The sequence below is a fragment of the Salinimonas sediminis genome, assembly GCF_003429285.1.
GTDB lineage: Bacteria > Pseudomonadota > Gammaproteobacteria > Enterobacterales > Alteromonadaceae > Alteromonas > Alteromonas indica.
The window spans coordinates 2,992,435-3,016,328 of the sequence record NZ_CP031769.1 but is presented as its reverse complement, the minus strand read 5'-3'; the positions used below and the strand labels follow the sequence as shown (position 1 = coordinate 3,016,328).

At 48.4% G+C, this 23,894-nt stretch carries 19 protein-coding genes and 5 tRNA genes; 17 read left to right on the top strand and 7 right to left on the bottom strand.

Annotated elements, in window-relative coordinates; translation table 11 throughout:
* Positions 1–48: 48 nt before the first annotated feature.
* The gene (locus tag D0Y50_RS13400) at positions 49–1,125 is read right to left on the bottom strand and encodes a transporter (protein WP_232366261.1); all 1,077 of its coding nucleotides are present in this window, start codon (positions 1,123–1,125) and stop codon (positions 49–51) included.
* Between the two features lie 300 nt (positions 1,126–1,425).
* Between D0Y50_RS13400 and D0Y50_RS13395 the strand changes: the two genes are divergently transcribed.
* The 3 genes from D0Y50_RS13395 to D0Y50_RS13385 all read left to right on the top strand — a co-directional run bounded on the left by D0Y50_RS13395 (position 1,426) and on the right by D0Y50_RS13385 (position 5,228).
* On the top strand, positions 1,426–2,469 hold the full coding sequence (locus D0Y50_RS13395) for a zinc-binding alcohol dehydrogenase family protein (protein ID WP_117317372.1): 1,044 nt from the start codon (positions 1,426–1,428) through the stop codon (positions 2,467–2,469).
* Between the two features lie 159 nt (positions 2,470–2,628).
* A complete protein-coding gene (locus tag D0Y50_RS13390; protein ID WP_117317370.1) occupies positions 2,629–4,248 on the top strand; it encodes a methyl-accepting chemotaxis protein in 1,620 nt (539 codons plus the stop codon).
* Between the two features lie 56 nt (positions 4,249–4,304).
* Positions 4,305–5,228, top strand: a complete 924-nt coding sequence (locus tag D0Y50_RS13385; RefSeq protein ID WP_117317368.1) for a histone deacetylase family protein — start codon at positions 4,305–4,307, stop codon at positions 5,226–5,228.
* Here D0Y50_RS13385 and D0Y50_RS13380 read toward each other — a convergent pair.
* From D0Y50_RS13380 to tsaA, 4 genes are all read right to left on the bottom strand, one after another.
* On the bottom strand, positions 5,210–6,223 hold the full coding sequence (locus D0Y50_RS13380) for a phospholipase A (RefSeq protein ID WP_232366260.1): 1,014 nt from the start codon (positions 6,221–6,223) through the stop codon (positions 5,210–5,212). The genes D0Y50_RS13385 and D0Y50_RS13380 overlap by 19 nt on opposite strands.
* 17 nt (positions 6,224–6,240) lie before the next feature.
* Positions 6,241–7,080, bottom strand: a complete 840-nt coding sequence (locus tag D0Y50_RS13375) for an MBL fold metallo-hydrolase (RefSeq protein ID WP_108566007.1) — start codon at positions 7,078–7,080, stop codon at positions 6,241–6,243.
* A 43-nt stretch (positions 7,081–7,123) separates the two neighbouring features.
* The gene (locus tag D0Y50_RS13370; RefSeq protein WP_117317366.1) at positions 7,124–8,827 is read right to left on the bottom strand and encodes a proline--tRNA ligase; all 1,704 of its coding nucleotides are present in this window, start codon (positions 8,825–8,827) and stop codon (positions 7,124–7,126) included.
* A gap of 83 nt (positions 8,828–8,910) precedes the next feature.
* Positions 8,911–9,630 (bottom strand): tRNA (N6-threonylcarbamoyladenosine(37)-N6)-methyltransferase TrmO, encoded by a 720-nt coding sequence (tsaA, locus tag D0Y50_RS13365; RefSeq protein ID WP_108566009.1) that lies wholly within the window; start codon positions 9,628–9,630, stop codon positions 8,911–8,913.
* Between the two features lie 376 nt (positions 9,631–10,006).
* Between tsaA and D0Y50_RS13360 the strand changes: the two genes are divergently transcribed.
* From D0Y50_RS13360 to D0Y50_RS13345, 4 genes are read left to right on the top strand one after another with little or no spacing between them, the layout of a single operon-like run.
* The gene (locus D0Y50_RS13360) at positions 10,007–10,933 is read left to right on the top strand and encodes an ABC transporter ATP-binding protein (protein ID WP_108566010.1); all 927 of its coding nucleotides are present in this window, start codon (positions 10,007–10,009) and stop codon (positions 10,931–10,933) included.
* Positions 10,930–11,664, top strand: coding sequence for an ABC transporter permease subunit (locus D0Y50_RS13355; protein ID WP_108566011.1), 735 nt, complete (start codon positions 10,930–10,932; stop codon positions 11,662–11,664). The genes D0Y50_RS13360 and D0Y50_RS13355 overlap by 4 nt, the downstream gene beginning before the upstream one ends.
* A gap of 4 nt (positions 11,665–11,668) precedes the next feature.
* Positions 11,669–13,513 (top strand): Gldg family protein, encoded by a 1,845-nt coding sequence (locus D0Y50_RS13350; RefSeq protein WP_108566012.1) that lies wholly within the window; start codon positions 11,669–11,671, stop codon positions 13,511–13,513.
* On the top strand, positions 13,514–14,515 hold the full coding sequence (locus D0Y50_RS13345; RefSeq protein WP_117317364.1) for a DUF4340 domain-containing protein: 1,002 nt from the start codon (positions 13,514–13,516) through the stop codon (positions 14,513–14,515). It begins immediately after the preceding gene.
* A gap of 30 nt (positions 14,516–14,545) precedes the next feature.
* On the opposite strand, the gene D0Y50_RS13340 is transcribed toward D0Y50_RS13345, so the two are convergent.
* Both D0Y50_RS13340 and folD read right to left on the bottom strand, forming a co-directional pair.
* Positions 14,546–15,121: a DUF1415 domain-containing protein gene (locus D0Y50_RS13340; protein ID WP_108566014.1), complete on the bottom strand. Its 576-nt coding sequence runs from the start codon at positions 15,119–15,121 to the stop codon at positions 14,546–14,548.
* A complete protein-coding gene (gene folD, locus D0Y50_RS13335; protein WP_108566015.1) occupies positions 15,118–15,972 on the bottom strand; it encodes a bifunctional methylenetetrahydrofolate dehydrogenase/methenyltetrahydrofolate cyclohydrolase FolD in 855 nt (284 codons plus the stop codon). Before folD ends, D0Y50_RS13340 begins: the two co-directional genes overlap by 4 nt.
* Before the next feature lie 479 nt (positions 15,973–16,451).
* Here folD and D0Y50_RS13330 point away from each other — a divergent pair.
* From D0Y50_RS13330 to hupB, 10 genes are all read left to right on the top strand, one after another.
* Positions 16,452–16,528, top strand: a tRNA-Pro gene (locus D0Y50_RS13330).
* Positions 16,529–16,552: 24 nt separating this feature from the next.
* Positions 16,553–16,629 (top strand) — tRNA-Arg (locus D0Y50_RS13325).
* Positions 16,630–16,743: 114 nt separating this feature from the next.
* Positions 16,744–16,819 (top strand) — tRNA-His (locus tag D0Y50_RS13320).
* A 7-nt stretch (positions 16,820–16,826) separates the two neighbouring features.
* Positions 16,827–16,911 (top strand) — tRNA-Leu (locus tag D0Y50_RS13315).
* Between the two features lie 26 nt (positions 16,912–16,937).
* Positions 16,938–17,014 (top strand) — tRNA-Pro (locus D0Y50_RS13310).
* Positions 17,015–17,296: 282 nt separating this feature from the next.
* A complete protein-coding gene (tig, locus tag D0Y50_RS13305) occupies positions 17,297–18,601 on the top strand; it encodes a trigger factor (RefSeq protein ID WP_117317362.1) in 1,305 nt (434 codons plus the stop codon).
* A 98-nt stretch (positions 18,602–18,699) separates the two neighbouring features.
* Complete coding sequence (gene clpP / locus D0Y50_RS13300) at positions 18,700–19,326, top strand: ATP-dependent Clp endopeptidase proteolytic subunit ClpP (protein WP_108566017.1); 627 nt, start codon at positions 18,700–18,702, stop codon at positions 19,324–19,326.
* 67 nt (positions 19,327–19,393) lie between these two features.
* Positions 19,394–20,668, top strand: a complete 1,275-nt coding sequence (gene clpX / locus D0Y50_RS13295) for an ATP-dependent protease ATP-binding subunit ClpX (protein ID WP_108566018.1) — start codon at positions 19,394–19,396, stop codon at positions 20,666–20,668.
* A gap of 275 nt (positions 20,669–20,943) precedes the next feature.
* Positions 20,944–23,298: an endopeptidase La gene (lon, locus tag D0Y50_RS13290; RefSeq protein WP_108566019.1), complete on the top strand. Its 2,355-nt coding sequence runs from the start codon at positions 20,944–20,946 to the stop codon at positions 23,296–23,298.
* Positions 23,299–23,619: 321 nt separating this feature from the next.
* A complete protein-coding gene (gene hupB / locus D0Y50_RS13285; RefSeq protein WP_018983015.1) occupies positions 23,620–23,892 on the top strand; it encodes a nucleoid-associated protein HU-beta in 273 nt (90 codons plus the stop codon).
* The last annotated feature ends 2 nt before the right edge of the window (positions 23,893–23,894 follow it).

The window sequence follows — 23,894 nt, the reverse complement described above, 5'->3', positions numbered from 1 at the left end:
AGCAAACACTGGCCACTGCGAAAACGAATAAGGCGCGCATCAGCAGGCTTAAAAAGAAGCCGAAAGCTGCAGGCTGGTGCGCCATACTTCTTTAGGCTGCGGACCATTGAGATTCTGATATAACGGCTTACCCCCATCCAGGGATATATTGAGCCAGTCCAGTGCTTTGTAGGTTAAGCCTGCCATTACAGTGATTTTTTGCCCGCCGTATAAGGCTGGGTTAGTAATACTGGCCGGGTAAGGGAAGGGCGCATCTAACACGATATCATTGTCCTGGCCGTGAATGGCATCAGCATGGCTAAGCTCGGCGCCGCCAAACACGGTAATCCGGGGGCTGGCCCGATAACTGTATTTAGCGCTCAATTCATAGTTATTTCCCAACCGATAATGCCGATCATTGGCGCCAGTACGCAGCATTGCCGAAAGGGCCAGGGCTATACTATGTTGGCCTTTGGTCTGATAACTGAGCTCCAGCGGAAAGTCGTATGTGCCCGACCCAAGCTGCATAGTATAAGGAAGTTGTTGATCGCCTGGTGCTCGGGGGGTATCGCCGGCTTCATCAATTGAGCCGGTGGGCAAACTCACCCCAGCGTTTAGCCAAACACGGGCAGAGGCCGAGTCATTAAGCATATAACCGGCGGTGATCACCATATCTCCCATCCCCTGCGACGCTATTTCAAATTCATTATAACCTGGTACCGTACTGATATGGTCAGTGGTTTGTTTGATCAGCGGCAGTTGCAAGGCTAGCTTCACATTGTCGGCGTACTGATAGCCTAACTGCACAATTTGCGCGTACTGGTTAATAACAGTGGGTACAATCGGAAAGTTACGGTTTGTACGCGGCGTATCTCCGCCCGTATACAGTACCGTTTTGAGCGGTAAGTCTGTTTCGTTTTGCCGGTAGCCGTCAAACTCCACTGCTTTGAACTGAACTGCTACACTCCAGCGCCGCATCGAGGGCTTACCAGAGAGACCCTCATCAATTTCCGTGTCTAATAAAGCCTGAAAACTCAACTCGGCAAATTCGGATGGCGTACTTTGCGCTGCTACTGTGCCACACCCTATAATACTGCATACGCTTACGTTAAACAGCTGACCTGACAATTGTCGCAGTATGCCCATTGTTAATACTTATCTCTGTATTTCTGTTTTTGCGTAAACGTATTGGCGCCAACCTCTGCTGCGCTCAAATAACAATTAAACGCTATACGGCCGTAAAAAGCGATAGGCTATTAGTCGCATCCTTATGATTCTTCATAATTTAGCCAAAATGCATATAGCGTGGCCCGCTCGCGATGCTAGCTGGCAGAGCTGGCGTGAAGCGCCCTGGCATATTGATATGAAGCTTAACTAACATGGGTATTACAGACGAGCAGCTTTCTGGTAACCTCAGCTTTACCGTTTTTTGTACAGGATCCTTTTATGCTTGCATTTGGCTACAAACAAACCAGTGAAACGCCTACTGAAGGGGCGCTCACCAGCATCAATATGGCGCGGCCCGTGCCGGCCGGGCGGGATATTCTTGTGGCGATTGAAGCCATATCGGTAAATCCGGTAGATACCAAAATTAGGCGTACCGCCGAGCCGGACGCCAGCGGCTTTAAAGTTCTCGGCTGGGATGCTGTTGGTACGGTGGTGGAAACCGGGTCACAGTGTAGTTTGTTCAAGGTGGGCGATAAGGTATTTTACGCAGGTGATATCACCCGAGCCGGCAGCAATGCCCAGTTTCAACTGGTTGATGAACGCATCGTGGGCCTTGCGCCAACCTCGATAAGCAGCGCCGAAGCAGCGGCTTTGCCGCTTACCTCGCTGACAGCGTGGGAATTACTGTTCAGTCGGTTACAGGTTCCCACCACCACTGAGGCGACCGGCCAAACCATTTTGATAGTCGGCGCGGCAGGCGGGGTAGGCTCAATCATGATTCAACTGGCTAAGCAATTAACCTCGTTAACGGTTATTGCCACAGCCTCGCGCCCCGAAACGCGAGACTGGGCGCTGAGCCTTGGCGCAGATAAAGTCATTGATCATAATCATCCGTTGGACGAAGAGTTAGCTCGTATAGGGATAAAAGATATCGATTATGTTGCCAGCCTGACTCACAGTGATGTGCATTTTGAAGCCTGTATAAATGCCTTGAAGGCGCAAGGACGTTATGGCCTGATTGACGATCCTGGCCCGCTTGATGTCAGTCTGTTAAAACGAAAAAGCATTTCGCTGCACTGGGAATTCATGTACACGCGCTCAATGTTCAATACAGATGATATGCAAGAACAGCATCGCATTTTAAACCGGGTAGCGGAATTAATTGATAACCAAACTCTGCGGACTACCGTTGGCGAGCACTTAGGCAAGATCACTGCTGAAAACCTATTGAAAGCACATGGTATTTTAGAGTCCGGCCAGGCTAAAGGTAAGCTGGTGCTGGAAGGGTTTATGCTGGATAAAAGCCATTATGATGAAACCTGATGCCTGACGGGTAACCAAAATGCAGGTGCTTTTCAAGGGGCTAATCTCAAGGTATGTATATTTATAACCATGTACTGACTTAGCCCCCAGGGTGTCATCCAACTGACACAATGCACACGTTTAATGTCATCTTTTTCAAGGTGATAGGGAGCCTGTGCCGTGAATTATACCAGTATTAGCCGTCTGGTTATAACCCCCGTGCTTATCGCGCTGATTGTGTTAGTTGCGCTGAACGCATCGTCCATCTACCAATCTTTTTCACTGCTACGCCATTTTGATAATCTGGAGAAAACCCTGGTTCAGGCTGAGCGCGATGTGAACCAGGCACAGGTAATGTTTAAGACCCAGGTACAGGAATGGAAAAATGTCTTGCTGCGAGGCCAGAATGCCCAGGACCGGGAAAAATACTGGCAGCGGTTTGTCCAGCGTGAAGCTGATATTACTCAGTTGTTTGCCCACATTCTGGATAATACTCACATTAGTGAGCAGGCTCGCGCAGATATAAAAAAGTTCACGGCAGCGCATCAACGTATGGCCACCGCGTACCGCCAGGGCTACCAGGCGTTTATCGCCGCGGGTTTTGACCCCGCCGCAGGCGATAATTTTGTACGGGGGATCGACCGCGAACCTGCGCAGTTACTGGGGCGGGTAGAAGAGGAAATTGCCCGACAATCGCTAACTGCCTTTAACGCACTGCGCACCAACACCGCACGCATGTTGTGGCTTATTCTCGCCGGGGCGGTGTTGCTCTCGTTAAGCTGCGTGTTTTATGTGGTGCAGCGTTTGCGGGCTCAGGTTATCCAGCCGGTAAAACATATTGCGCAATGTCTGGCAGCGCTGGCCAACAGCGATTACCGCTATACGTTGAACTATCGCAGCAAGCACGAATTAGGAATACTGGCCGACTCTGCCCGGGCCTTGCAAACCAAACTTAACCAGTCGGTATCCATGTTACAGCAAGCTGAGAGTCAGATGGCTTTGGCGGTAAGTACGTTAGGTGAGGTTAGTGGGGAAATACAAAGCGGCGCTGTGGAGCAGCGTTCGTCCAGCCAGTCACTGGCAAACAGTACCGATAAGTTGAACCAGATTGTCGAAAGTCTGGTGGCGATAACCCAACAGGTGGCCACTGCTACTCATCGCTCACAAACCCAGGTTGCCAGCTGTTACGCCACCTTTGAAACTGCTAATGATGGGTTTCACCAGCTGGCGGCGACGGTCAGTGCTACTGCTGTCACAGTAAATGATCTGCAAAGCCGAAGTGCGAATATTCTTAAAGTCGTCAATGTCATCAATGAAATTGCCGACCAAACAAATTTACTGGCGCTAAACGCAGCTATTGAAGCGGCCAGGGCGGGGGAACATGGGCGCGGTTTTGCGGTGGTGGCTGATGAAGTCAGGGCGCTGGCCGCCAAAACCCAGCAGTCTACCCGCGAGATAAACGATATTCTTACGGCTTTTGAAACCCAGGCGGGAAGCGCAGTAGCAGCAATGAATAAAGGCAAAACACTGTCTGAGAGTAATGCCGAATCAGCCTCGGTCGCGCTGCAAACGCTTAATCAGGTGGTGGTGAATATTCAGCAAACAGCGAGTGTAGTAGACGCGCTAAATTCTGCTGCTGACGAGCAGGAACGGGTACTACAGGATGTGGAAAAAGTAATACGGCACGTGGTAGGTTCAGCCGAGCGTTATCATAGATTATCGCAACGTGACGATATTTCAGGGGCGCTGGGCAGCATGGCAGAAAATGTTGAGAAAGTGGTGGCTTGCTTGACCCGCTAGTCGCTTTCTGGCAGCGTTGGCGTTTGTACTTTGTTTTTGCCGGACAGCCCTGACTTATGATCCCGCTTACTTTTCACCCTGTGTATAGTCAACTGTCTTTACCGGTACGCCACCGTTTTCCAATTGAAAAATATCAGGGTATTTATGATGCATTGTGCCAAGCCGGGGTGCCTGATACTGCTTTTGTTCGTCCCACTCCGGTTACCGTCGAAGCCCTTTGTGCAGTTTACCAGCCAGCTTATGTCAATGCGCTGGTCAATGGGCAGCTGGATACCAAAGCAATGCGGCGTATTGGTTTTCCCTGGTCTGCCCAGCTTATAACCCGCTCCCTGACTGCTATTGGTGGGACGTGCCTGACTGCAGCTAACGCGCTTGAGCATGGTATAGCACTTAACCTGACCGGCGGATATCACCATGCCTTTGCTGATGTTGGTTCCGGCTTTTGCTTATTTAACGACTTATACCTGGCCGCCAAAACCCTGCAGCAACGGCCCGGTATTGACAATGTGCTCATTATTGATTGCGATGTGCATCAAGGCGACGGCACGGCCCACCTGGCTCAGGACGATAGCAGTATTTACACTGTATCGCTGCATGGGGAAAAAAACTTTCCGCACCAAAAGCAGCAATCTGATATTGATTTAGGTTTGCCCAAACACTGCACTGATGCAGAATATCTGGATACGTTGGATACTGCGCTTCATGTAGTGGCACGTCACTTCAGCGCAGACGCAGTGCTGTATGATGCTGGCGTCGATATTCATGTTAACGACGATTTAGGTTTGCTGGATATCAGCACAGCGGGCATTCGCGCCCGGGACGAGATGGTCATTCAATGGTGTCAGCGCCGCGGTTTACCAGTAGCTTGTGTGATCGGTGGCGGCTATCAGCGCGATATTGATGCTTTGGTGACGGTGCATCTGCAACTGTTTCACGCCGCGGGTGTTCTGGCCCCCGATAGTTACAAAAACATCAGCTGAAAACCAATTCCGATGCGTTCCTGAGACCGGTCGTAGTCTATCAGTGAGTCGCCATAGCCATTGAAGTACTGGAGTAATAATTCGTAGCGATCTGAAAGTGGATAGGTCAGGTTCATCTCTATGCTACCGCGGTTAGTGCTAAAATTAACATTATTACGCAAGCGGGCAAGTAACTTCACTTTCCCAATACGGGTTCCATAGCCAATTTCCACCCGCCCATAATAATCCTGGATATTGGGATTATCATCGCCGGTAGGATCGTCCTCGTTGATCTTTTCATCTTCGGGAATACGGTACCAGGTTTTAAAATAGTAAATATCATCGTAATCAGAGAACAACACGCTGGCATATAAGCGGTTCCAACTACGCGAACGCAAACCCGACTGGCCGTTAGACATGTGATTAAAGCCAACCTGAAACGCATTAAAGTCGTAGCCCAGTACACTGATGTCCGCTTCTTTCATGTAGAAAATTTCGGGCTCGTAGTTGGTTTCTCGAAAGGGTTTGGAAACCTGGGAATTATACAGCTGCCAAAAGGAGGTAAGCGTAAAGCCAAAGTACACGCCATCAGTGGTATCATTTTGCAAGTACAGCGGCAGTTTGACACTTAATTGAAATTTCGCCTCGGTATTATCAACATTGTCGGCTGTCAGGTCCTCGTTACCCACCGAATTGGGATTGGTAACATAGGTAACCGGCAGCACAAAATTAGGATGGTGCTGTGAAATAACAAATAAGTTATTTAATGCCTGCCGGTCAGCTTTAAAGCGTGAACTAAGAATGCTGGGAGCCTGTTTCAGGTTTTCAGCTTGTTGCGCACGCGGGTCTTGCGCCGATGGTTCATTTTGCTCAGCAGGCGGAGGGGCAGGGCGCGCTACAGCAGAAGGGCGAATAGCATCAGCCTGCCAGGCTGATGACGCTGTAAATGGCGCTGCCGTTACGCAGGGGGCCAGCAAACAGAGTGTAGTGGCGGTCCAAACAACGTGTTTTAACAAGGTGGTGCTCCCACAATTTAAAAGTTGATGGTTAACCCTTCAGATGCCGCCATCATATCCAGCGGTGATTCTGCCGCTTCAATAAAACGCTGACAATGTAGCACCACTGCATCAATATCATCATCCGTTCGCTCAGGGTCATGGCTGTATAGGGCCAGTCGTTTGGCATTACACGCCATTGCGAGTTTCACCGCTTCTTCTGCTACCGAATGACCCCAACCCGATTTCGCCGGCATATCTGATAGCATATATTGCGCATCATGAATGATTAAGTCGGCATTGCGGGCAAAGTCGACGAACGACAAAAAGTCGGTTTCTTTACGGTACGGCGGATAAAGTTCGTTATCCGTCATATAAACCACTTTAGCACCATCTGCACAAAGTGCATAAGCGCTGCCTTTACCAGGATGATTCATAGGCAGCCGTGTCACAGTAGCATTGCCGATGTTCCAGTTATCAATATGCTCCGGTACCGGTTTTATCTGAATATTCGATAGCAGGGCACTGGAAGGAACCGGAAAGACCGAGCCCTGCATTTGCCTAATGATCTGGTCGTGCTCGGGCAGGGTGGTCAGTCCGGGAGTGATATTAATTTCGCGGTCTTTTTGATAAATCGGCGCGAAAAAAGGAAATCCCTGGATATGATCCCAATGATTATGCGTAAGCAACAAGTGTATCGGCGTGGTTTTTTTAATCAACACATTGCCTAATGGACGAATCCCGGTACCGGCATCAAATATGATGTCAGTACCGTCGTTCAAGGCAACATGTACGCAAGCCGTATTCCCACCATAGCGCACAAAATCTTTTCCCGGCGTCGGGATCGATCCGCGTACACCGAAAAAGGTTAGCTGCATGTTTCCTCCTGCTAGCTAAATTGACAGCCTAAAACAGTACTTATTACAGCGCGCTGATGAAGTCGCTGACCGCATCAATAGCCAATAACTGTTTTTCGCCTGTCCGGCGATGTTTATATTCAACCTGTTGATTGTCCAGATTTCTCTCGCCGATGACAATGCTATGAGGTATGCCAATCAATTCCATGTCATTAAACATCACACCTGGGCGCTCTTTACGATCGTCAAATAATACTTCTACACCCATAGCTGTCAGCTTTTCATACAAGGCTTCTGCGGTATCTTTGATGCGCTGTGACTTATGCATATTCATGGGAATCAGGGCCAGTTTAAACGGCGCAATAGGATCCGGCCAGGTAATGCCAAACTTATCGTGGTTTTGCTCGATCGCGGCGGCGACAATTCGCGATACGCCAATCCCATAGCATCCCATTGTCAGCGTTTGGTGCTTACCCGACTCGCTCAATACACCACAGTTCATTGCTTTGGAGTATTTGTCACCCAGCTGAAATATATGCCCGACTTCAATGCCACGTTTGATTTCGATATTGCCGTTACCGTCAGGCGCACTATCGCCGGCTGTTACATTACGGATATCGACTGACTCGGCGGCTTGCAGCCAATTGGCATTCACGTTCAGCAGGTTGCTCTGGTTTGCACCGACGATAAAGTCGACCAGCACGGCTGCGCTGTGGTCGATAATCGTCGGGACAGGTAACTGCCTGGCGTCGGCAAACAATGGACTACAGCCCAGAACCTGGGTCGCTTTTTCTTCGCTGGCAATAACCAGCGGAACGGCGACCTGAGGGTGTTTTTCGGCTTTTATTGCGTTCAGCTGGTGATCAGCCCGCAGCACCAAAGCCACCCACTGGTCAGGCGCGTCGTCATCGCCAGCAGCCTTAACCACTGTCACACTCAGTGCACGCGCGGCATCTGCGCCCTGACTTTGATAGAAATCATCCATACTTTGGGCGGCTGGTTTTTCAACTTGCTGCGCGGCTTCGCCGTTAGACTGCTGGGATTCAGGTTTTGGGGCAGGTGCCATCTCTACGTTGGCGGCGTAATCCGAGCTATTGGAAAATGCGATAGCGTCTTCACCCGATGCGGCTAATACATGGAACTCGTGAGATACGCTACCCCCAATGGCCCCAGAGTCTGCAATAACTGCCCGGAAATCCAGCCCTAACCGGCTGAAAATATTGCAGTAAGCCTGATACATTTTTTGGTAAGTCTGGTCCAGACACGCGTCGTCTAAATGAAAGCTGTAGGCATCTTTCATGGTAAATTCGCGGCCTCGCATAATCCCAAAGCGCGGGCGGACTTCATCACGAAATTTGGTTTGAATCTGGTACAGGTTTAAAGGCAGCTGCTTGTAGCTGTTAATTTCATTACGTACCAGCGCTGTAATCACTTCTTCGTGGGTGGGGCCCAGCACAAAATCTCGCTGATGGCGGTCTTTGATACGCAGTAGCTCCGGACCGTATTCTTCCCAGCGGCCAGACTCTTCCCATAAGTCAGCGGGTTGCACTACCGGCATCAACATCTCTATGGCGCCCGCTTTATCCATTTCCTCGCGCACAATGCTGGCCACTTTATTGAGTACCCGAAGCCCTGACGGCAACCAGGTGTACAGGCCTGAGGCCAGTTTTCTAATCATACCAGCACGCAGCATTAGCTGATGGCTGATAACTTCGGCGTCAGCTGGGGTTTCTTTCTGAGTGGAAAGTAAATATTGGCTTGTGCGCATTACGAGCGTCTCATCCTTTGGGAAAATAAAATCGGGCGTAGTTTAGCAGTATAAAAATGGTCAAAAAAGTAAAATGTCAGCAGTTATTCGGCCCACCGGCTAATGTTGGAGATTTGCACGATACCACGCTGCACCTGCCAGCTTACATCCGCATCGTACAGGCGCACTTTATAAACTTTGGGGTCATCTTCCAGTGCGTGGCGATACGCGGGTCTTGGATCTTGCGCTAAAATAGACTGGGTCAACGTAGCAAAGTCGGCAGGGTAAGCCGGGCTGGCCTGGCTAAGCTGCTGCGCCGCCAGTGCGCTGAAAACAACCTCCCGATGGGGAATTGGATGGTACTTATCGAGGCTGTCCTGCGCCTGCGGCACACAGTCGGCATAAGGGATATAAGGTTTAATATCAATAATCGGGGTATCACAGAGTAAATCCACCCCTGCCACCCGCAATACCGGTTTGCGCTGGTGTAATGTCAGCCCTTTGTTGGCCACCACTGACATGCCAATACCATTGGGCCGGTGCGTACTGCGACTGGCTAGCACCCCCAGGGTAGCATTACCGCCCAGCCGTGGAGCTTTTACCAAGGGCTTCCAGCCCCGCGATAAGGTTTCATGGAATACAAATAACAACCAAAGATGGCTAAAGCCGTCAATTCCTTTGAACGCCGTTTCATCTAATCCCTCAGTAAAATGTATTTCGCCTTGTGCCTGCGCCAGATTGGGTTGCCTTGGAATCGCAAATTTTTGTCTGAACGGGGTAATAATGTGACCAATTGGCTTAATCGAAAATGCTGACGAGGGCATAGGTAATATCACTAAGCTGTAAAAAGGCCTGCTATTGTAATAATAATCTCACAAATGTCAGGTAGTTTACGTGTCCTTAGACGGTAAGGCAGTCAGTTTCCCTGGGCTGGCTGGCGCGTCTGAGCCCAACCTTATTTTGTCAGGCCGCACAATACGGCCTGATTTTTTTCATCCTGCCGATTCTTCTCAATATCGCCATACTTTTGCCACAACCTGCTTATACCCTTACTGCTTGCCGATAGGCGTGCGCGCTTATCAATGTTACAGTTGATATTTTTCGCTAAGTCCCTATTTAAGTGACGCTTTAGCAAAGGATAACGGTTAGCATATCGACCGAAAACCGCTATAACCTATACGCGATGGTAGCAGGAAAACCATGATCTCAGTTAAGAACCTCTGTAAATCCTTCGGCGATTTCACCGCCGTGGATGATTTATCGTTTGAAGTTAAACCCGGCGATATTGTGGGTTTTCTCGGGCCCAATGGCGCGGGGAAATCGACCACCATGAAAATGCTGACCGGCTTTCTTACCCCGACCTCTGGTCATGTTCGGGTGAATGGTCGGCGCATGAGCAAAAATGCTACGGTGTTACAACGTGATATAGGGTACTTACCAGAGGGCGCTCCGGCCTATGCCGAAATGACGACGTTTCAGTTTCTCAATTTTATTGCCGACATACGCGGTTTGAACAAACGCGAAAAACGCGAGCGACTGAAAGAGGTTATCGAGCAGGTTGAATTATATGATGTGCTCGACAAAACCATCGATACCTTGTCTAAAGGATTTCGCCGCAGGGTTGGATTAGCCCAGGCGATTATCCACAATCCCCAGATTCTGATTCTGGATGAACCTACTGATGGGCTGGACCCGAATCAAAAGCAACATGTTCGTAAGCTGATAAAAAACCTGTCGAAAGATAAAATTGTGATTATCTCCACGCATATTCTTGAAGAGGTTAGCGCGGTATGTAATCGGGTCATTATTATAGCTGATGGCGCCATGCAGTTTGACGGTACTCCGTTACAACTCCAACAGCAGTCACGCTATTATCAGGCGGTGACGTTAAAGCTTAGCTATGCCGCCGACATTACCGGGTTGCTGGAAATTCCTGGGGTTAAAGATATGCAGGTAGATAAAGAGACCGGCGAGGTTACGTTGTTCCCTGAACAGGGAAAATATATATTGGGCCCAATTACCGAACATGTGCATCACTATCGGCTGCCTATCGACAGACTCCACGTTGACGAGGGTCGTCTTGACGATGTGTTTGTACATATAACGTCTCATGGGAGTCATAAATGAACGCGGTATTTTTGATTACCCGCCGTGAATTCGCGGCATTTTTTGCTACCCCCATAGCCTACGTATTTATTGCTATATTTTTAATGTTAAGCGGTATATTTACTTTCTTTATGGGTGAGCTGTACGAACGTGGACAAGCCGATTTACAACCCTTTTTTAACTTTCACCCCTGGCTGTATTTGTTTTTGGTCCCGGCTATCGCCATGCGCGGCTGGGCCGAGGAGCGCCGCTCAGGCACCATCGAGCTACTCATGACCCTGCCGGTAACCGTAACCCAAACGGTGCTGGGTAAGTTCTTTGCCGCCTGGCTGGTATTGTTACTGGCGCTGGCGCTAACCTTCCCCATATGGCTGACGGTAAATTATCTTGGCCACCCAGATAACGGCATTGTATTAGCAGCCTATATTGGTAGCTGGCTGATGGCGGGGGCATTCCTGGCGATCAGTTTATGTATGTCTGCACTAACTAAGAATCAGGTCATTGCGTTTGTGTTGGCAATAGTGGTGTGTTTTCTGTTTGTGGTATCGGGGTCTGACATTGTATTGGATGCGTTTACCCAGTGGGCGGGAAATGCCACGGTAGATACTATTGCCTCATTTAGTTTTTTAGAACGTTTTTCTGCCATGGCGAAAGGTGTACTGGCGCTGAACGATTTTATCTACTTTATGTTGGTGATTGGTTTATGGCTGTATGCCTGCCAAATTATTGTTGAACAGAAAAAGGCGGCCTGAGGTTATGCGCAAACTTACAGCCTTATACACGCTATTGATGCTGGCCCTGCTTTATATCGGGCTGGTAATTGTAAACAACGAAGTATTTGATAGTGTCAGACTGGATCTTACGGAATCGAAAATATTTACGCTGTCATCCGGTAGCCAACAGGTAATTGACGGAATGGATGAGCCCGTCACGTTGTACTTTTTCTTTTCACAGGAAGCAACCAAAGGCATGACGGCCCTGCGTAATTATGCTGAACGGGTTGAAAGCCTGTTGCGCGAATACGAAAAAGCCTCTGGCGGCAGCATACGTCTGAAGGTTATTGATCCTGAGCCGTTTTCAGAAGCCGAAGACAAAGCCACACAGTTTGGTCTGACCGGGGCCACCCTGGGCAACAACGACGAGGTGGTTTATTTTGGCCTGGCGGCGACCAATATGCTTGATGACCAGCTTACCATCGGTTTTTTTGACCCGCAGAAAGAACAGTTTTTGGAATACGATATCAGTAAGGTTCTGCATCAGTTGAGTGATGCACGTCAGCCTGTGGTGGCCCTGATCTCGGACCTGCCGGTGGCGGGGGGACAAAATCCGATGACTGCGCGCTTCGACCCGCCAATGGTGTTTTACGAACAACTGACCCAATTGTTTGACGTACGCCGGGTTCCCAGTGATGCCGACCGCTTACCAGAGGGCACCGATGTGGTGATGTTGGCCCACCCCAAACAAATGAGTGAGGCGCTTAAATATGCCATAGATCAGTTCGCCATGAAGCAGGGCCGGGTGGTGGCATTTGTTGATCCGCATTATGAATCCGATATGCTGGCTATGATGGGAAGTCAGCAACCCAATGGCTCTGACACCAGCTTGTTACGCGACTGGGGCATTGACATAGCGGCCGATACTATCTTACTGGATGGTGCAATGGGCTTGGATATACGTGGCCCAAAAGGGGAGGTGATAAAGCATCCTGGTATTTTGGGTTTAAGTACCCAGCAGCTTAGCCGTTCAGACGTGATTACCGCCAACCTGGACACGATTAATCTGGCCTCGACAGGTACGCTGGCTTTGCTGCCTTCCTCTACCCTGGATATTACCCCACTCATTCAATCCTCGGCGCAAGGCTACCTGTATGATGCGCAGGATTACATCGCGCAGGCAGGTACCACCGCCCTGAAACGGGGGCTAACCGGCACACCGCTACAATATACTATTGCCGGCCATATTACCGGCACGACTATTTCTGCTTTTGGACAGGCAATCGCAGGCGCTGATCCTGCCACCTTTAAGGCCACCACAGACAATTTAAATGTATTGGTGGTGGCGGATGCCGATATGCTGGCTGACCGTTTCTGGGTGCAACAAAGCCAGTTTTTTGGTGAGACCCTGCACACCCCCTTTGCTAACAATGGCGACTTTATCACTAATATCGTCGAAAACCTGTCGGGCAGTAATGCCCTGATCAGTATCCGCAGTCGGGGTCAGTCTGCCCGGCCATTCACCCGGGTCGCTACGCTACAAAACAAAGCGCAAAAGCGTTTTCGTGAGCATGAACTACAGCTTCAGGATGAGTTGGCTAGCACAGAAGAGCAACTGGCCCAGCTCAAAAACCACCAGGGCCAGGGCGGCACGATTGTTATTACAGATGAACAACAGCGGACTATTGACCGCTATGTAGAAAAGCGTTTAAAAATTCGCCGTGAACTTAGAGATGTACGTTATGAGCTTGACCGTGACATTGATCAGCTCGGCAACTGGTTGAAGTTTGTTAATATCGCTGCTGCGCCGTTAGTGCTGGTATTAATGCTTTATTTACTGGCGCTGGCATTACGGTTACGGCCGGGTAAAGCGTACACAAAGGAATAAATGATGAATGTTAGGATAGTTCTGCTGACGGTGTTGGTGGCCGTAGCGGGGGGCGCAGCCTGGTTGTTAAGCCACGATAACGCCGAAGTGGTGCAAACCGGGCCGGTAATTCTGTTTGCTGAACTGGCTTCCTCGGCCGATCAGGTAGATGGCGTTACCATTGAAAACAGCGAAGGTATTGTCTTTAAAGCTGACCGCAAAAGCGGCAAATGGCTGGCCCGCCATTTGGCTGCGGAGCAAGGCTTCCCGGTGGATACCAAAGCATTATCTACGTTGATCAGTAAACTGGCTCAAGCCAATATTATTGAGCGTAAAACCAGTAAGGCAAAAAATTATCCCAAACTGGGGGTGGAGAACCTGGCCGAAGAAAATGCGCAATCTACTCTGGTTACGGTGACGCAGGGCAACCAAAGCTGGCAAGCACTGGTGGGTAATATAGCAAAAAGTCAGCGCGGGACTTTTGTCAGGCTGCCAGGTAATCAGGCCAGCTTGTTGATTGACCAGGTGTTGCGTCCACCGGCGGCATCAGCCGATTGGTTAACTGAAAAAGTACTGCCGTTTGCTGCAGATGGCTTACAGCAAGTTGAATTAATGCGTAATGCGGCAGCCCCGCTCGTATTAGCGCGGGTTTCTGCGGGGGAAGGCAGTTGGCAAATTGATACCAGTGCAGGCAACCAGCCGCCCATACGCCGTGATCAGTTGGTTTATCCTGGCGTAGTAGGTCAAACGGTAGCAGAGCTTACAGCGTTTCGCTACCTGGCCGTAGAGCCATACAACCGGACGCGCTTTGATGCATTAACTCAGGCGGGTACGGTAACCTTTACCCTGACAGACAACACGCAGGTTTTTGCGCACATCAGCGAAGTGGACGAACTTGGACAATATCGAATCTGGTTTGATACAGACCAGCCGGGCGCGTGGCTGTCTGACTGGATCTTTGTGGTATCGGGCTATCAGGGACGTGCCTACCTGGTAGATCGCCCGGCTCTGCTAGCGCAGTAAACCGGGCTTGGAGGCTGGAATGCCCTGTGGCTAGGGCTGTTTACACTTATCCAGGAGTTGCTCGAAATGAGCACAGCCAAGCTTGGCGGTTTCCGCCATATTGTGTTGGTAAATCGCGTCAGGGTCGGGGTGGTCTTGCATTACCCGGGTGATATCAGCTTCACGCAACAAATGTAACACCGGGTAGGGCGAGCGATTAGTATAATGGGAGGCAGCCTCAGCGGGTTCGCCATCGAATACATAGTGAGGATGAAAGCTGGCCAACTGATAGACTCCCGTATAATGCCATTGTTCCAGCATAACCTGCGCCAGCTCTAAGATGTCCAGGTAGCGGTCAAAGCGGGTTAACGCCGGCAGCATAAGCAAGGTGGTGGCAATGTCCCTCTGCTCGTCAAGCAGCTGACATTCACGGTGAAGCGTTAGCATAATATCTTCGGCTTTGCTCTGCGTATCCACGGTATAACGGATAGTCTCAGGATGGCGCACGAAGCGCGCAAAAGGGCAAAAATTGTGGCCAATTACCACCTCATCTATCCACTGGCGGGTGGCCTTTATAATCGTTTCTTCTGCTGGCTGCGCCGCGCCGCCAAGAACTGGCCGCTTCATGAGTGGTATTTCACATAAGCTTCCAGCGTGTTTTCAATCAGGCTGGCCACCGTCATGGGACCAACCCCGCCGGGCACCGGAGTAATCCAGCCCGCCCGCTGCTTAGCACCGGCAAAGTCTACGTCGCCCACCAGCGAGCCATCAGCCATACGGTTAATACCCACATCAATCACGATAGCGTTTGGTTTAACCCAGTCGCCGGGTATAAAGTTAGACTTACCTACCGCTACCACAAGCAAATCGGCTCGGCTGACATGAGCGCGCAAATCTTTGGTGAATTTATGACAGGTGGTGACTGTGCAGCCTGCCAACAGTAATTCTAGCGACATCGGTCGCCCTACGATATTTGAAGCGCCTACAATAACGGCATCTAACCCTTTAACCGGTCTTTTGGTTGACTCGATCATGGTCATGATACCTTTTGGTGTACACGGCCGAAGCGCCGGGATACGTTGGGCTAATCGCCCTATATTATAGGGGTGAAAGCCGTCTACATCTTTATGCGGGTGAATACGCTCTAATACGGCTTCAGCATCCAGACCGGCTGGTAGCGGTAGTTGCACCAGTATGCCGTCAATTTCGGCATCATTGTTTAATTCGTCAATCAATGACATTAATTCGGCCTGCTCGGTGTCAGCAGGTAAATCGTATGAACGCGATACAAAACCTACCTCTTCGCAGGCTTTGCGCTTATTAGCTACATACACCTGTGAAGCGGCATCGCTACCTACCAGAACAACAGCAAGCCCCGGGGCACGCTTGTTGGAGGCCTGCAACGATTCAACATAAGCAGCAACATGCTGACGGACTTGTTTGGCAATTAACTTGCCATCAATAAGATGCGCGGTCATAAATAACGGGACTCTTGTTTGATGAAAATATAGGACGCCTTTATTGTTCCACAAAAGCCGGTGCCCCTGCCAGCGATTCATATAACTCAGTGTGTTGTCATGTATTTATGTATCCGATGGCAGCGTGGTTTACCTAATAAGATTACACCTATCGGGCAAAAACATCAGGTGAGGTTAAAAAACACGCGTTGGTGGAAAGGTTTCAGGGCCTTTTTTACTAATAAAGCTAATTTTTTATTTACTAAGAATGCTATAGCTGCTTTTCCTGCCTGGTGATAACGCATAGTTTTTGAAGAAAACGAAAGAATTCAGGACAAAAGGGTTAAAAAGTCAACATAATGCTGAAATATCCAGCGTCACCGTTTGCTTTGTAAGCAGTTGGTATTTTTCTTTGAAAAAGTGTTTGACGAGGTAGGGGCAAGTCAGTAATATGCGCTTCCCGTAACGACGAGGAAATAAAACGCGTTGTTACACAGGTTCGGTGAGTGGCGCAGTTTGGTAGCGCACTTGGTTTGGGTCCAAGGGGTCGCAGGTTCAAATCCTGTCTCACCGACCACTTTTGCTAGCGAAGATTCGCCGGGCGCCCGTAGCTCAGTTGGATAGAGCAACGGCCTTCTAAGCCGTGGGTCGCAGGTTCGAATCCTGCCGGGCGCGCCAATATTTGCGGGTCAGGTAGTGACGCAAGAAAAGTTAATTTTTTCACTGACATAGTGAGTTAATTAATGATAAACTTGCAGCGTCATTTTCGCGTAGTAAAAAGCATCATCTATGGTGGGCGTAGCTCAGTTGGTAGAGCCCCGGATTGTGATTCCGGTTGTCGTGGGTTCAAGTCCCATCGTCCACCCCACTTTTTTGCGGAAGTGGTGGAATTGGTAGACACGCTGGATTTAGGTTCCAGTGCTTCACGGCGTGAGAGTTCAAGTCTCTCCTTCCGCACCATATCTTGTTATATCAGTATGCATTGTCGGTGAGTGGCGCAGTTTGGTAGCGCACTTGGTTTGGGTCCAAGGGGTCGCAGGTTCAAATCCTGTCTCACCGACCATCTTTGCATCAATCATTATCTCGATTTATCCCCCATAATTTCTATTTTTGTTGCAAATTTGTTGACAATGTCTTCAATAATGCGCATTTGTTCCTGTTTGCCTCTCGACTCTTAAATTCTGTGACTGTATACTACCGCGTCTTTTTTTAACCAATGTGTTTAATCAGCGGTTTACATAATCGTGAGTCAACGACCTTCATTTCCCGGTCAAAAGTTTGCTGGGGTTTGCAGGACGCGGGCATGAAAACAACACGTCACCAGACGTCAAGTTGAGGTAACATAATGCAAGTTTCAGTCGAGACGACCCAGGGTTTAGAACGCCGTCTTACTATTACAGTTCCTGCAGATTCTATTGATTCTGCTGTAAAGTCACGTCTTCAGCAATTAGCGAAAACTCAGCGTATCAATGGCTTTCGTCCAGGTAAGGTACCAGTTAGTGTTATTCAAAAGCGCTATGGTCAAGCTGTACGTCAGGAAGTTGCTGGCGATGTTATGCAGCAAAACTTCTATCAGGCAATTGTACAAGAAAAAATTACGCCTGCTGGCATGCCTAAATTTGAACTGACCAAAGACGAGCACGGCCAGGATTTGGAATTCGTTGCATCTTTTGAAGTTTACCCAGAAGTGGAAGTGGAGGGCGTTGATGAGATCGAAGTTGAACAGCCAAAGGTTGAAATTACCGATGCTGACCTCGATAACATGATGGAGACGCTGCAAAAGCAACACGCTAGCTGGCAGGAAGTTGACCGCGCCGCGCAAGACCAGGATCGTGTAGTTATCGATTTTGTTGGTAAAATTGACGGTGAAGAGTTTGACGGCGGCAAAGCGGAAGACTTTTCGCTTGAGCTTGGCAAAGGCCGGATGATTCCAGGCTTTGAAGAGCCACTGGTAGGTGCTAAAGCCGGTGACGATGTAACGGTAGAAGTTGCTTTCCCGGAAGATTACCACGCTGAAGCCCTGAAAGGTAAAGACGCGGTATTTGACGTTCACGTGAAAAAAGTGGAAGGTCAGGAATTACCAGAAGTTAACGAAGAATTTGCTAAACTGTTTGGTATTGAAGAAGGCGGCATTGACGCGCTTAAAGACGAAGTGCGTAAAAACATGCAGCGTGAGCTAGACCAAACGCTTAAAGCAAAAGTAAAAGAAGATGTTATTGCGAAATTGCTGGAGAAAAATGAACTTGATGTGCCACAAGCACTGATTGATCAGGAAATCGAAGCACTACGTGAACAGGCTAAACAACGTTTCAGTCAACAGGGCGGCGGTCAAAACATGCCAGAACTGCCAGCTGAACTGTTCACAGATAATGCAAAACGTCGGGTTTCTATTGGCTTGTTGCTTGGTGAAATCATCAAGGTTAACGAACTAAAAGCTGATGAAGATAAAGTAAATGCATTAATTGAAACTTCTGCGTCTGCTTACGAAGATCCACAAGAAGTGATCGAGTATTATCAGAACAACGAAGAACTGATGCAGCAAATGAAGAATGTTGCATTGGAAGAGCAGGCGATTGAATGGGTGCTTGAAAAAGCAAAAACCCAGGAAGTAACCAAAGCTTTTGATGAGGTTATGAACAAACAGGCGTAATTTTTTATCGCTTGTTTGACTTAGCCTGTCAGCAACTGCTTAAATGCTCGGAGCCTTCCGAGCATTTTTGTTTTTAACGCTAACAAATCAAGGTAGATATGATTAACCCATTAGAACCGCAAAATGCACTCGTGCCTATGGTTGTCGAACAGACCGCCAAGGGCGAACGTTCCTACGACATTTACTCTCGTTTATTAAAAGAAAACGTCATTTTTCTGGTTGGTCAGGTTGAAGATCATATGGCGAACCTGATTGTGGCACAAATGCTCTTTCTGGAAGCAGAAAATCCGGAAAAAGACATTTACCTGTATATCAATTCGCCGGGTGGTTCGGTCACTGCGGGCATGGCGATTTACGACACCATGAACTTTATAAAGCCGGATGTAAGCACTGTATGTGTGGGTCAGGCTGCCAGTATGGGCGCATTTTTATTATCAGGTGGTACCAAAGGTAAGCGGTACTGTCTGCCTAATTCCCGGGTGATGATTCACCAACCGCTTGGCGGTTTTCAGGGCCAGGCCTCGGATTTTGAAATCCATGCCAAGGAAATTCTGTCAATAAAAGAAAAGCTGAACAGATTAATGGCGCAGCACACTGGCCAGGATTATGAAAAAGTTGCTCATGATACCGATCGTGATAACTTCCTAAGTGCAACCGAAGCCAAAGAGTACGGTCTGATAGATCAGGTTTTAACAAATCGATCTGACGCAGCCGCTACTAAGTAGTATAGTTATAGACAGACCGGACATCCTGTGTTGAATTTGGGTCCGGCTAAGGCAGAGGCATTACGTAATGAGTGATAAACAGAACTCAGACGGCGACAACAAACTACTGTATTGCTCCTTCTGTGGCAAAAGCCAGCATGAAGTGAGAAAGTTAATTGCTGGGCCGTCCGTTTTTATCTGTGACGAGTGTGTCGAATTATGCAACGACATTATTCGCGAAGAGATTAAGGAAATTGCACCCAAGCAAAAGCAGGACGCATTACCTAAGCCCCACGAAATACATGAACATCTTAATGATTATGTAATCGGGCAGGAGCATGCCAAGAAAGTGTTGTCGGTAGCGGTATATAACCACTATAAGCGCCTTCGCCATGGTGATGTTCACGAAGGGGTGGAACTAGGTAAAAGTAACATTCTGCTTATCGGTCCTACGGGCAGTGGTAAAACACTGTTGGCTGAAACATTAGCCAGATTGCTTGATGTGCCCTTTACCATGGCAGACGCCACTACGCTTACTGAAGCGGGCTATGTGGGTGAAGACGTCGAGAACATTATTCAAAAGCTGTTGCAAAAATGCGATTACGATGTGGAAAAGGCCCAGCGTGGCATTGTCTACATTGACGAAATTGATAAAATTTCGCGTAAGTCGGATAACCCTTCAATTACCCGTGACGTGTCCGGCGAAGGCGTGCAGCAAGCGTTGTTAAAACTGATTGAAGGCACTGTTGCTTCTGTACCTCCCCAAGGGGGACGCAAGCATCCACAGCAAGAATTTTTGCAGGTCGATACATCAAAAATTCTGTTTATATGTGGCGGCGCATTTGCTGGCTTGGATAAGGTTATCGAGCAGCGCGCGCAAACCGGCAGTGGTATTGGCTTTGGCGCGAAGGTCAAATCGAAGGAAAGCCTGCAGCATGTCAGTGAATTATTTAAACAGGTTGAGCCTGAAGACTTAGTTAAATACGGTCTGATTCCTGAGTTTATTGGACGGTTACCTGTGGTAACCAGTTTAGAAGAGCTTGATGAAGAAGCACTGATACAAATTCTTCGTGAACCTAAAAACGCGATTACTAAACAGTATTCAGCCTTGTTTGCGATTGAAGATGTAGAGCTGGAATTCCGTGAAGATGCGCTGCATGCTATTGCCAAAAAGGCAATGCATAGAAAAACAGGTGCACGGGGCTTACGATCTATCGTTGAAGCAATTTTGCTTGATACGATGTATGACCTACCGTCAGTAAATGAAGTGAAGAAAGTAGTGATTGATGAAACGGTAATCCGTGGTGAATCAAAACCTATTCTTATTTACGCCAACACTGATAAAAAAGCAGCATCCGAATAATTGGATAGCAAAGTAAAAAAGGCCTCTGTTTAGAGGCCTTTTTTGTTGGTGACGGCGGGTGTGTTTATAGCTGCAGTACAATAAGTGAACAAGCAGATAAAAAATAGTTGCCATATTTTTTTAAATAGCTGATGGTTAAGGTGTAATGGAGTTGGCGTTAAGGCTAGATTTGGATTGAACATTAGCTTTATTTAACCCGACGGGCAGACTAACTATTTGAACTTTGCCCAATTATCCCCATATCAAACGACATCAGTAAACAATAGAGTGCAAGTATGACAACAGAGCGTGAAAATCGCATAGAAATTCCCGTATTAGCATTGCGGGATGTGGTGGTATACCCCCATATGGTCATACCTTTGTTTGTCGGCCGTGAAAAATCGATTCGTTGCCTGGAAGCAGCGATGGAAAATGATAAGCAGATTTTTTTGGTAGCCCAAAAAGATGCCAGCGTCGATGAACCTGAAACGGATGACATATACAGCGTTGGCACTATTGCCACTATTTTGCAGTTGCTTAAATTGCCTGACGGTACCGTTAAGGTATTGGTGGAAGGTAATGTACGCGGCGAAATAAATGACTATACCCAGTCCGAACCTTTTTATTGCGCAAACATCGATAAAATTGCCGATGTTGATATTGCAGAAAACGAACAGGAAGTATTGATTCGTTCAGCGGTATCGCAGTTTGAAGGTTACGTTAAGCTGAACAAAAAGATTCCCCCGGAAGTGTTAACGTCATTAAACGGGATAGATGATGCTGCGCGTCTGGCTGATACCATGGCCGCGCATATGCCGCTGAAACTCACTGAAAAACAGAAAGTGCTGGAAATGAAAGGCGTTAATGAGCGCCTTGAATACCTGATGGCACTGATGGAAGGTGAGATTGATTTGCTTCAGGTCGAAAAGAAAATTCGTACCCGTGTGAAAAAGCAAATGGAAAAAAGTCAGCGCGAGTATTATCTGAATGAACAGATGAAAGCGATTCAAAAAGAGTTAGGGGAGATGGACGATGCCCCGGACGAATTTGAAGCGCTGAGCAAGAAAATTGCTGATGCGAAGATGCCAAAAGAGGCTGAAGATAAGGCTCGCGCTGAACTGCAAAAGCTTAAGATGATGTCTCCTATGTCGGCCGAAGCGACAGTGGTTCGTAGCTATATTGATTGGCTGACAGGGGTGCCTTGGCAAAAACGCAGCCCGGTTAAAAAAGACCTGGGCAAAGCCGAAACAGTACTTGATGCCGACCATTATGGCCTTGAAAAGGTAAAAGAGCGGATTGTTGAATACTTAGCGGTTCAGCAACGGGTTAAAAAACTTAAAGGCCCGATTCTTTGTTTGGTTGGTCCGCCTGGGGTAGGTAAGACTTCACTGGGGCAATCCATTGCTAAAGCTACCGGGCGTAAATACGTTCGTATGGCACTTGGTGGCGTACGGGATGAGGCGGAAATCCGAGGCCATCGCCGTACTTATATCGGATCGTTGCCGGGCAAACTGATTCAGAATATGACCAAAGTTGGCGTGAAAAACCCGCTGTTTCTGCTCGACGAGATTGATAAAATGTCGGCAGATATGCGTGGAGACCCTGCGTCGGCGCTGTTAGAAGTATTGGATCCGGAGCAGAATAACCGGTTCAGTGACCACTATCTTGAAGTCGATTACGACTTATCAGATGTGATGTTTGTCGCTACCTCTAACAGCATGAATATTCCAGGTCCATTACTGGATAGAATGGAAGTAATTCGTCTGTCCGGGTATACCGAAGATGAAAAGCTCAATATCGCTATGCGTCATTTACTATCTAAGCAAATAGAACGTAATGGCCTGAAAAAAGATGAACTGGAAATCACCGACTCGGCGATTATTGGGATTATCCGTTACTACACCCGCGAAGCCGGCGTGCGGAATCTGGAGCGCGAAATCTCTAAGATTTGCCGCAAGGCGGTGAAAGATATTTTACTGTCTAACAGTAAAGAGAAAGTGGTGGTTACTCAAGATAACCTCAAAGACTATTTGGGTGTACAGCGCCATGACTACGGCAAGGCGGACAACGATAATCAAATTGGCCAGGTCACCGGTTTAGCGTGGACCCAGGTAGGGGGCGACCTGCTAACCATCGAAACCAGCACCGTTCCGGGTAAGGGCAAAATGACCACTACCGGCTCGCTGGGCGATGTTATGCAGGAATCTATTAAGGCTGCTATGACGGTGGTGAGAAGTCGCGCGGAAAAGCTGCGTATTAATAATGACTTCTACGAAAAACGTGACATCCATGTTCACGTACCAGAAGGCGCGACGCCTAAAGATGGTCCCAGTGCCGGTATTGCAATGTGTACTGCTTTGGTGTCGTCACTGACCGGCAACCCGGTTCGCTGTGATGTCGCGATGACCGGTGAAATCACCTTGCGCGGTGAGGTACTGGCTATCGGTGGCCTGAAAGAAAAGTTACTGGCAGCACATCGTGGTGGCATAAAAACGGTGATTATTCCAAAAGAGAACGAACGCGACTTGGAAGAGATACCCGATAATGTCAAAGAGGCTATATCTATCCATCCGGTGAAATGGATTGATGATGTACTTGATATCGCACTACAAGAACCGGTTGAATCGTTTGAGGTAGTGAACGCAAAATAACCGGTAACGAAAGGCTGCAACGCTTGTCATACAAGGGACGCAGCCTTTTTTTTGTCAAAATAGCTTAAAAAACGACCACTAAGGGCCGGAATTGCTCACTTTTTTTAAAAATAGGGCTTTCAAGTCGCATAAGTTGTGTTACCTTTACTGAGTACTCGCTTGAAGCCTTGTCCATAAAGGGATTGCAGCGATTCATTAATTCTTAACTATTTTGTAACAGATAGCTTGATGTTACTAATTAAGCTTGTTATAACGTTCCGTCACTAATTCGATAATTGTTTCGGACAAACAGTATAATAACAAACGAAGGGGATCATAATTGTGAACAAGTCTCAACTCATCGACCAAATCGCTGCTGGTGCGGACATCTCTAAAGCGGCTGCAGGCCGAGCTCTTGACGCATTCACTGATGCAGTTACAGCAGCGCTTAAAGACGGTGACCAAGTGGCACTGGTAGGTTTTGGTACTTTCGCAGTTCGTGAGCGCTCTGCTCGCAGCGGCCGTAACCCTCAGACTGGTGAGACTATTCAGATTGCAGCAGCAAAAGTTCCATCTTTCAAAGCGGGTAAAGCTCTGAAAGACGCGTGCAACTAAGA

Coding starts and splice junctions, on each gene's coding strand:
- D0Y50_RS13400 (WP_232366261.1), bottom strand. CDS start 1,125: ATGGGCATACTGCGACAATTGTCAGGTCAGCTGTTTAACGTAAGCGTA.
- D0Y50_RS13395 (WP_117317372.1), top strand. CDS start 1,426: ATGCTTGCATTTGGCTACAAACAAACCAGTGAAACGCCTACTGAAGGG.
- D0Y50_RS13385 (WP_117317368.1), top strand. CDS start 4,305: ATGATCCCGCTTACTTTTCACCCTGTGTATAGTCAACTGTCTTTACCG.
- D0Y50_RS13375 (WP_108566007.1), bottom strand. CDS start 7,080: ATGCAGCTAACCTTTTTCGGTGTACGCGGATCGATCCCGACGCCGGGA.
- D0Y50_RS13370 (WP_117317366.1), bottom strand. CDS start 8,827: ATGCGCACAAGCCAATATTTACTTTCCACTCAGAAAGAAACCCCAGCT.
- tsaA (WP_108566009.1), bottom strand. CDS start 9,630: ATGCCCTCGTCAGCATTTTCGATTAAGCCAATTGGTCACATTATTACC.
- D0Y50_RS13360 (WP_108566010.1), top strand. CDS start 10,007: ATGATCTCAGTTAAGAACCTCTGTAAATCCTTCGGCGATTTCACCGCC.
- D0Y50_RS13355 (WP_108566011.1), top strand. CDS start 10,930: ATGAACGCGGTATTTTTGATTACCCGCCGTGAATTCGCGGCATTTTTT.
- D0Y50_RS13350 (WP_108566012.1), top strand. CDS start 11,669: ATGCGCAAACTTACAGCCTTATACACGCTATTGATGCTGGCCCTGCTT.
- D0Y50_RS13345 (WP_117317364.1), top strand. CDS start 13,514: ATGATGAATGTTAGGATAGTTCTGCTGACGGTGTTGGTGGCCGTAGCG.
- D0Y50_RS13340 (WP_108566014.1), bottom strand. CDS start 15,121: ATGAAGCGGCCAGTTCTTGGCGGCGCGGCGCAGCCAGCAGAAGAAACG.
- folD (WP_108566015.1), bottom strand. CDS start 15,972: ATGACCGCGCATCTTATTGATGGCAAGTTAATTGCCAAACAAGTCCGT.
- tig (WP_117317362.1), top strand. CDS start 17,297: ATGCAAGTTTCAGTCGAGACGACCCAGGGTTTAGAACGCCGTCTTACT.
- clpP (WP_108566017.1), top strand. CDS start 18,700: ATGATTAACCCATTAGAACCGCAAAATGCACTCGTGCCTATGGTTGTC.
- clpX (WP_108566018.1), top strand. CDS start 19,394: ATGAGTGATAAACAGAACTCAGACGGCGACAACAAACTACTGTATTGC.
- lon (WP_108566019.1), top strand. CDS start 20,944: ATGACAACAGAGCGTGAAAATCGCATAGAAATTCCCGTATTAGCATTG.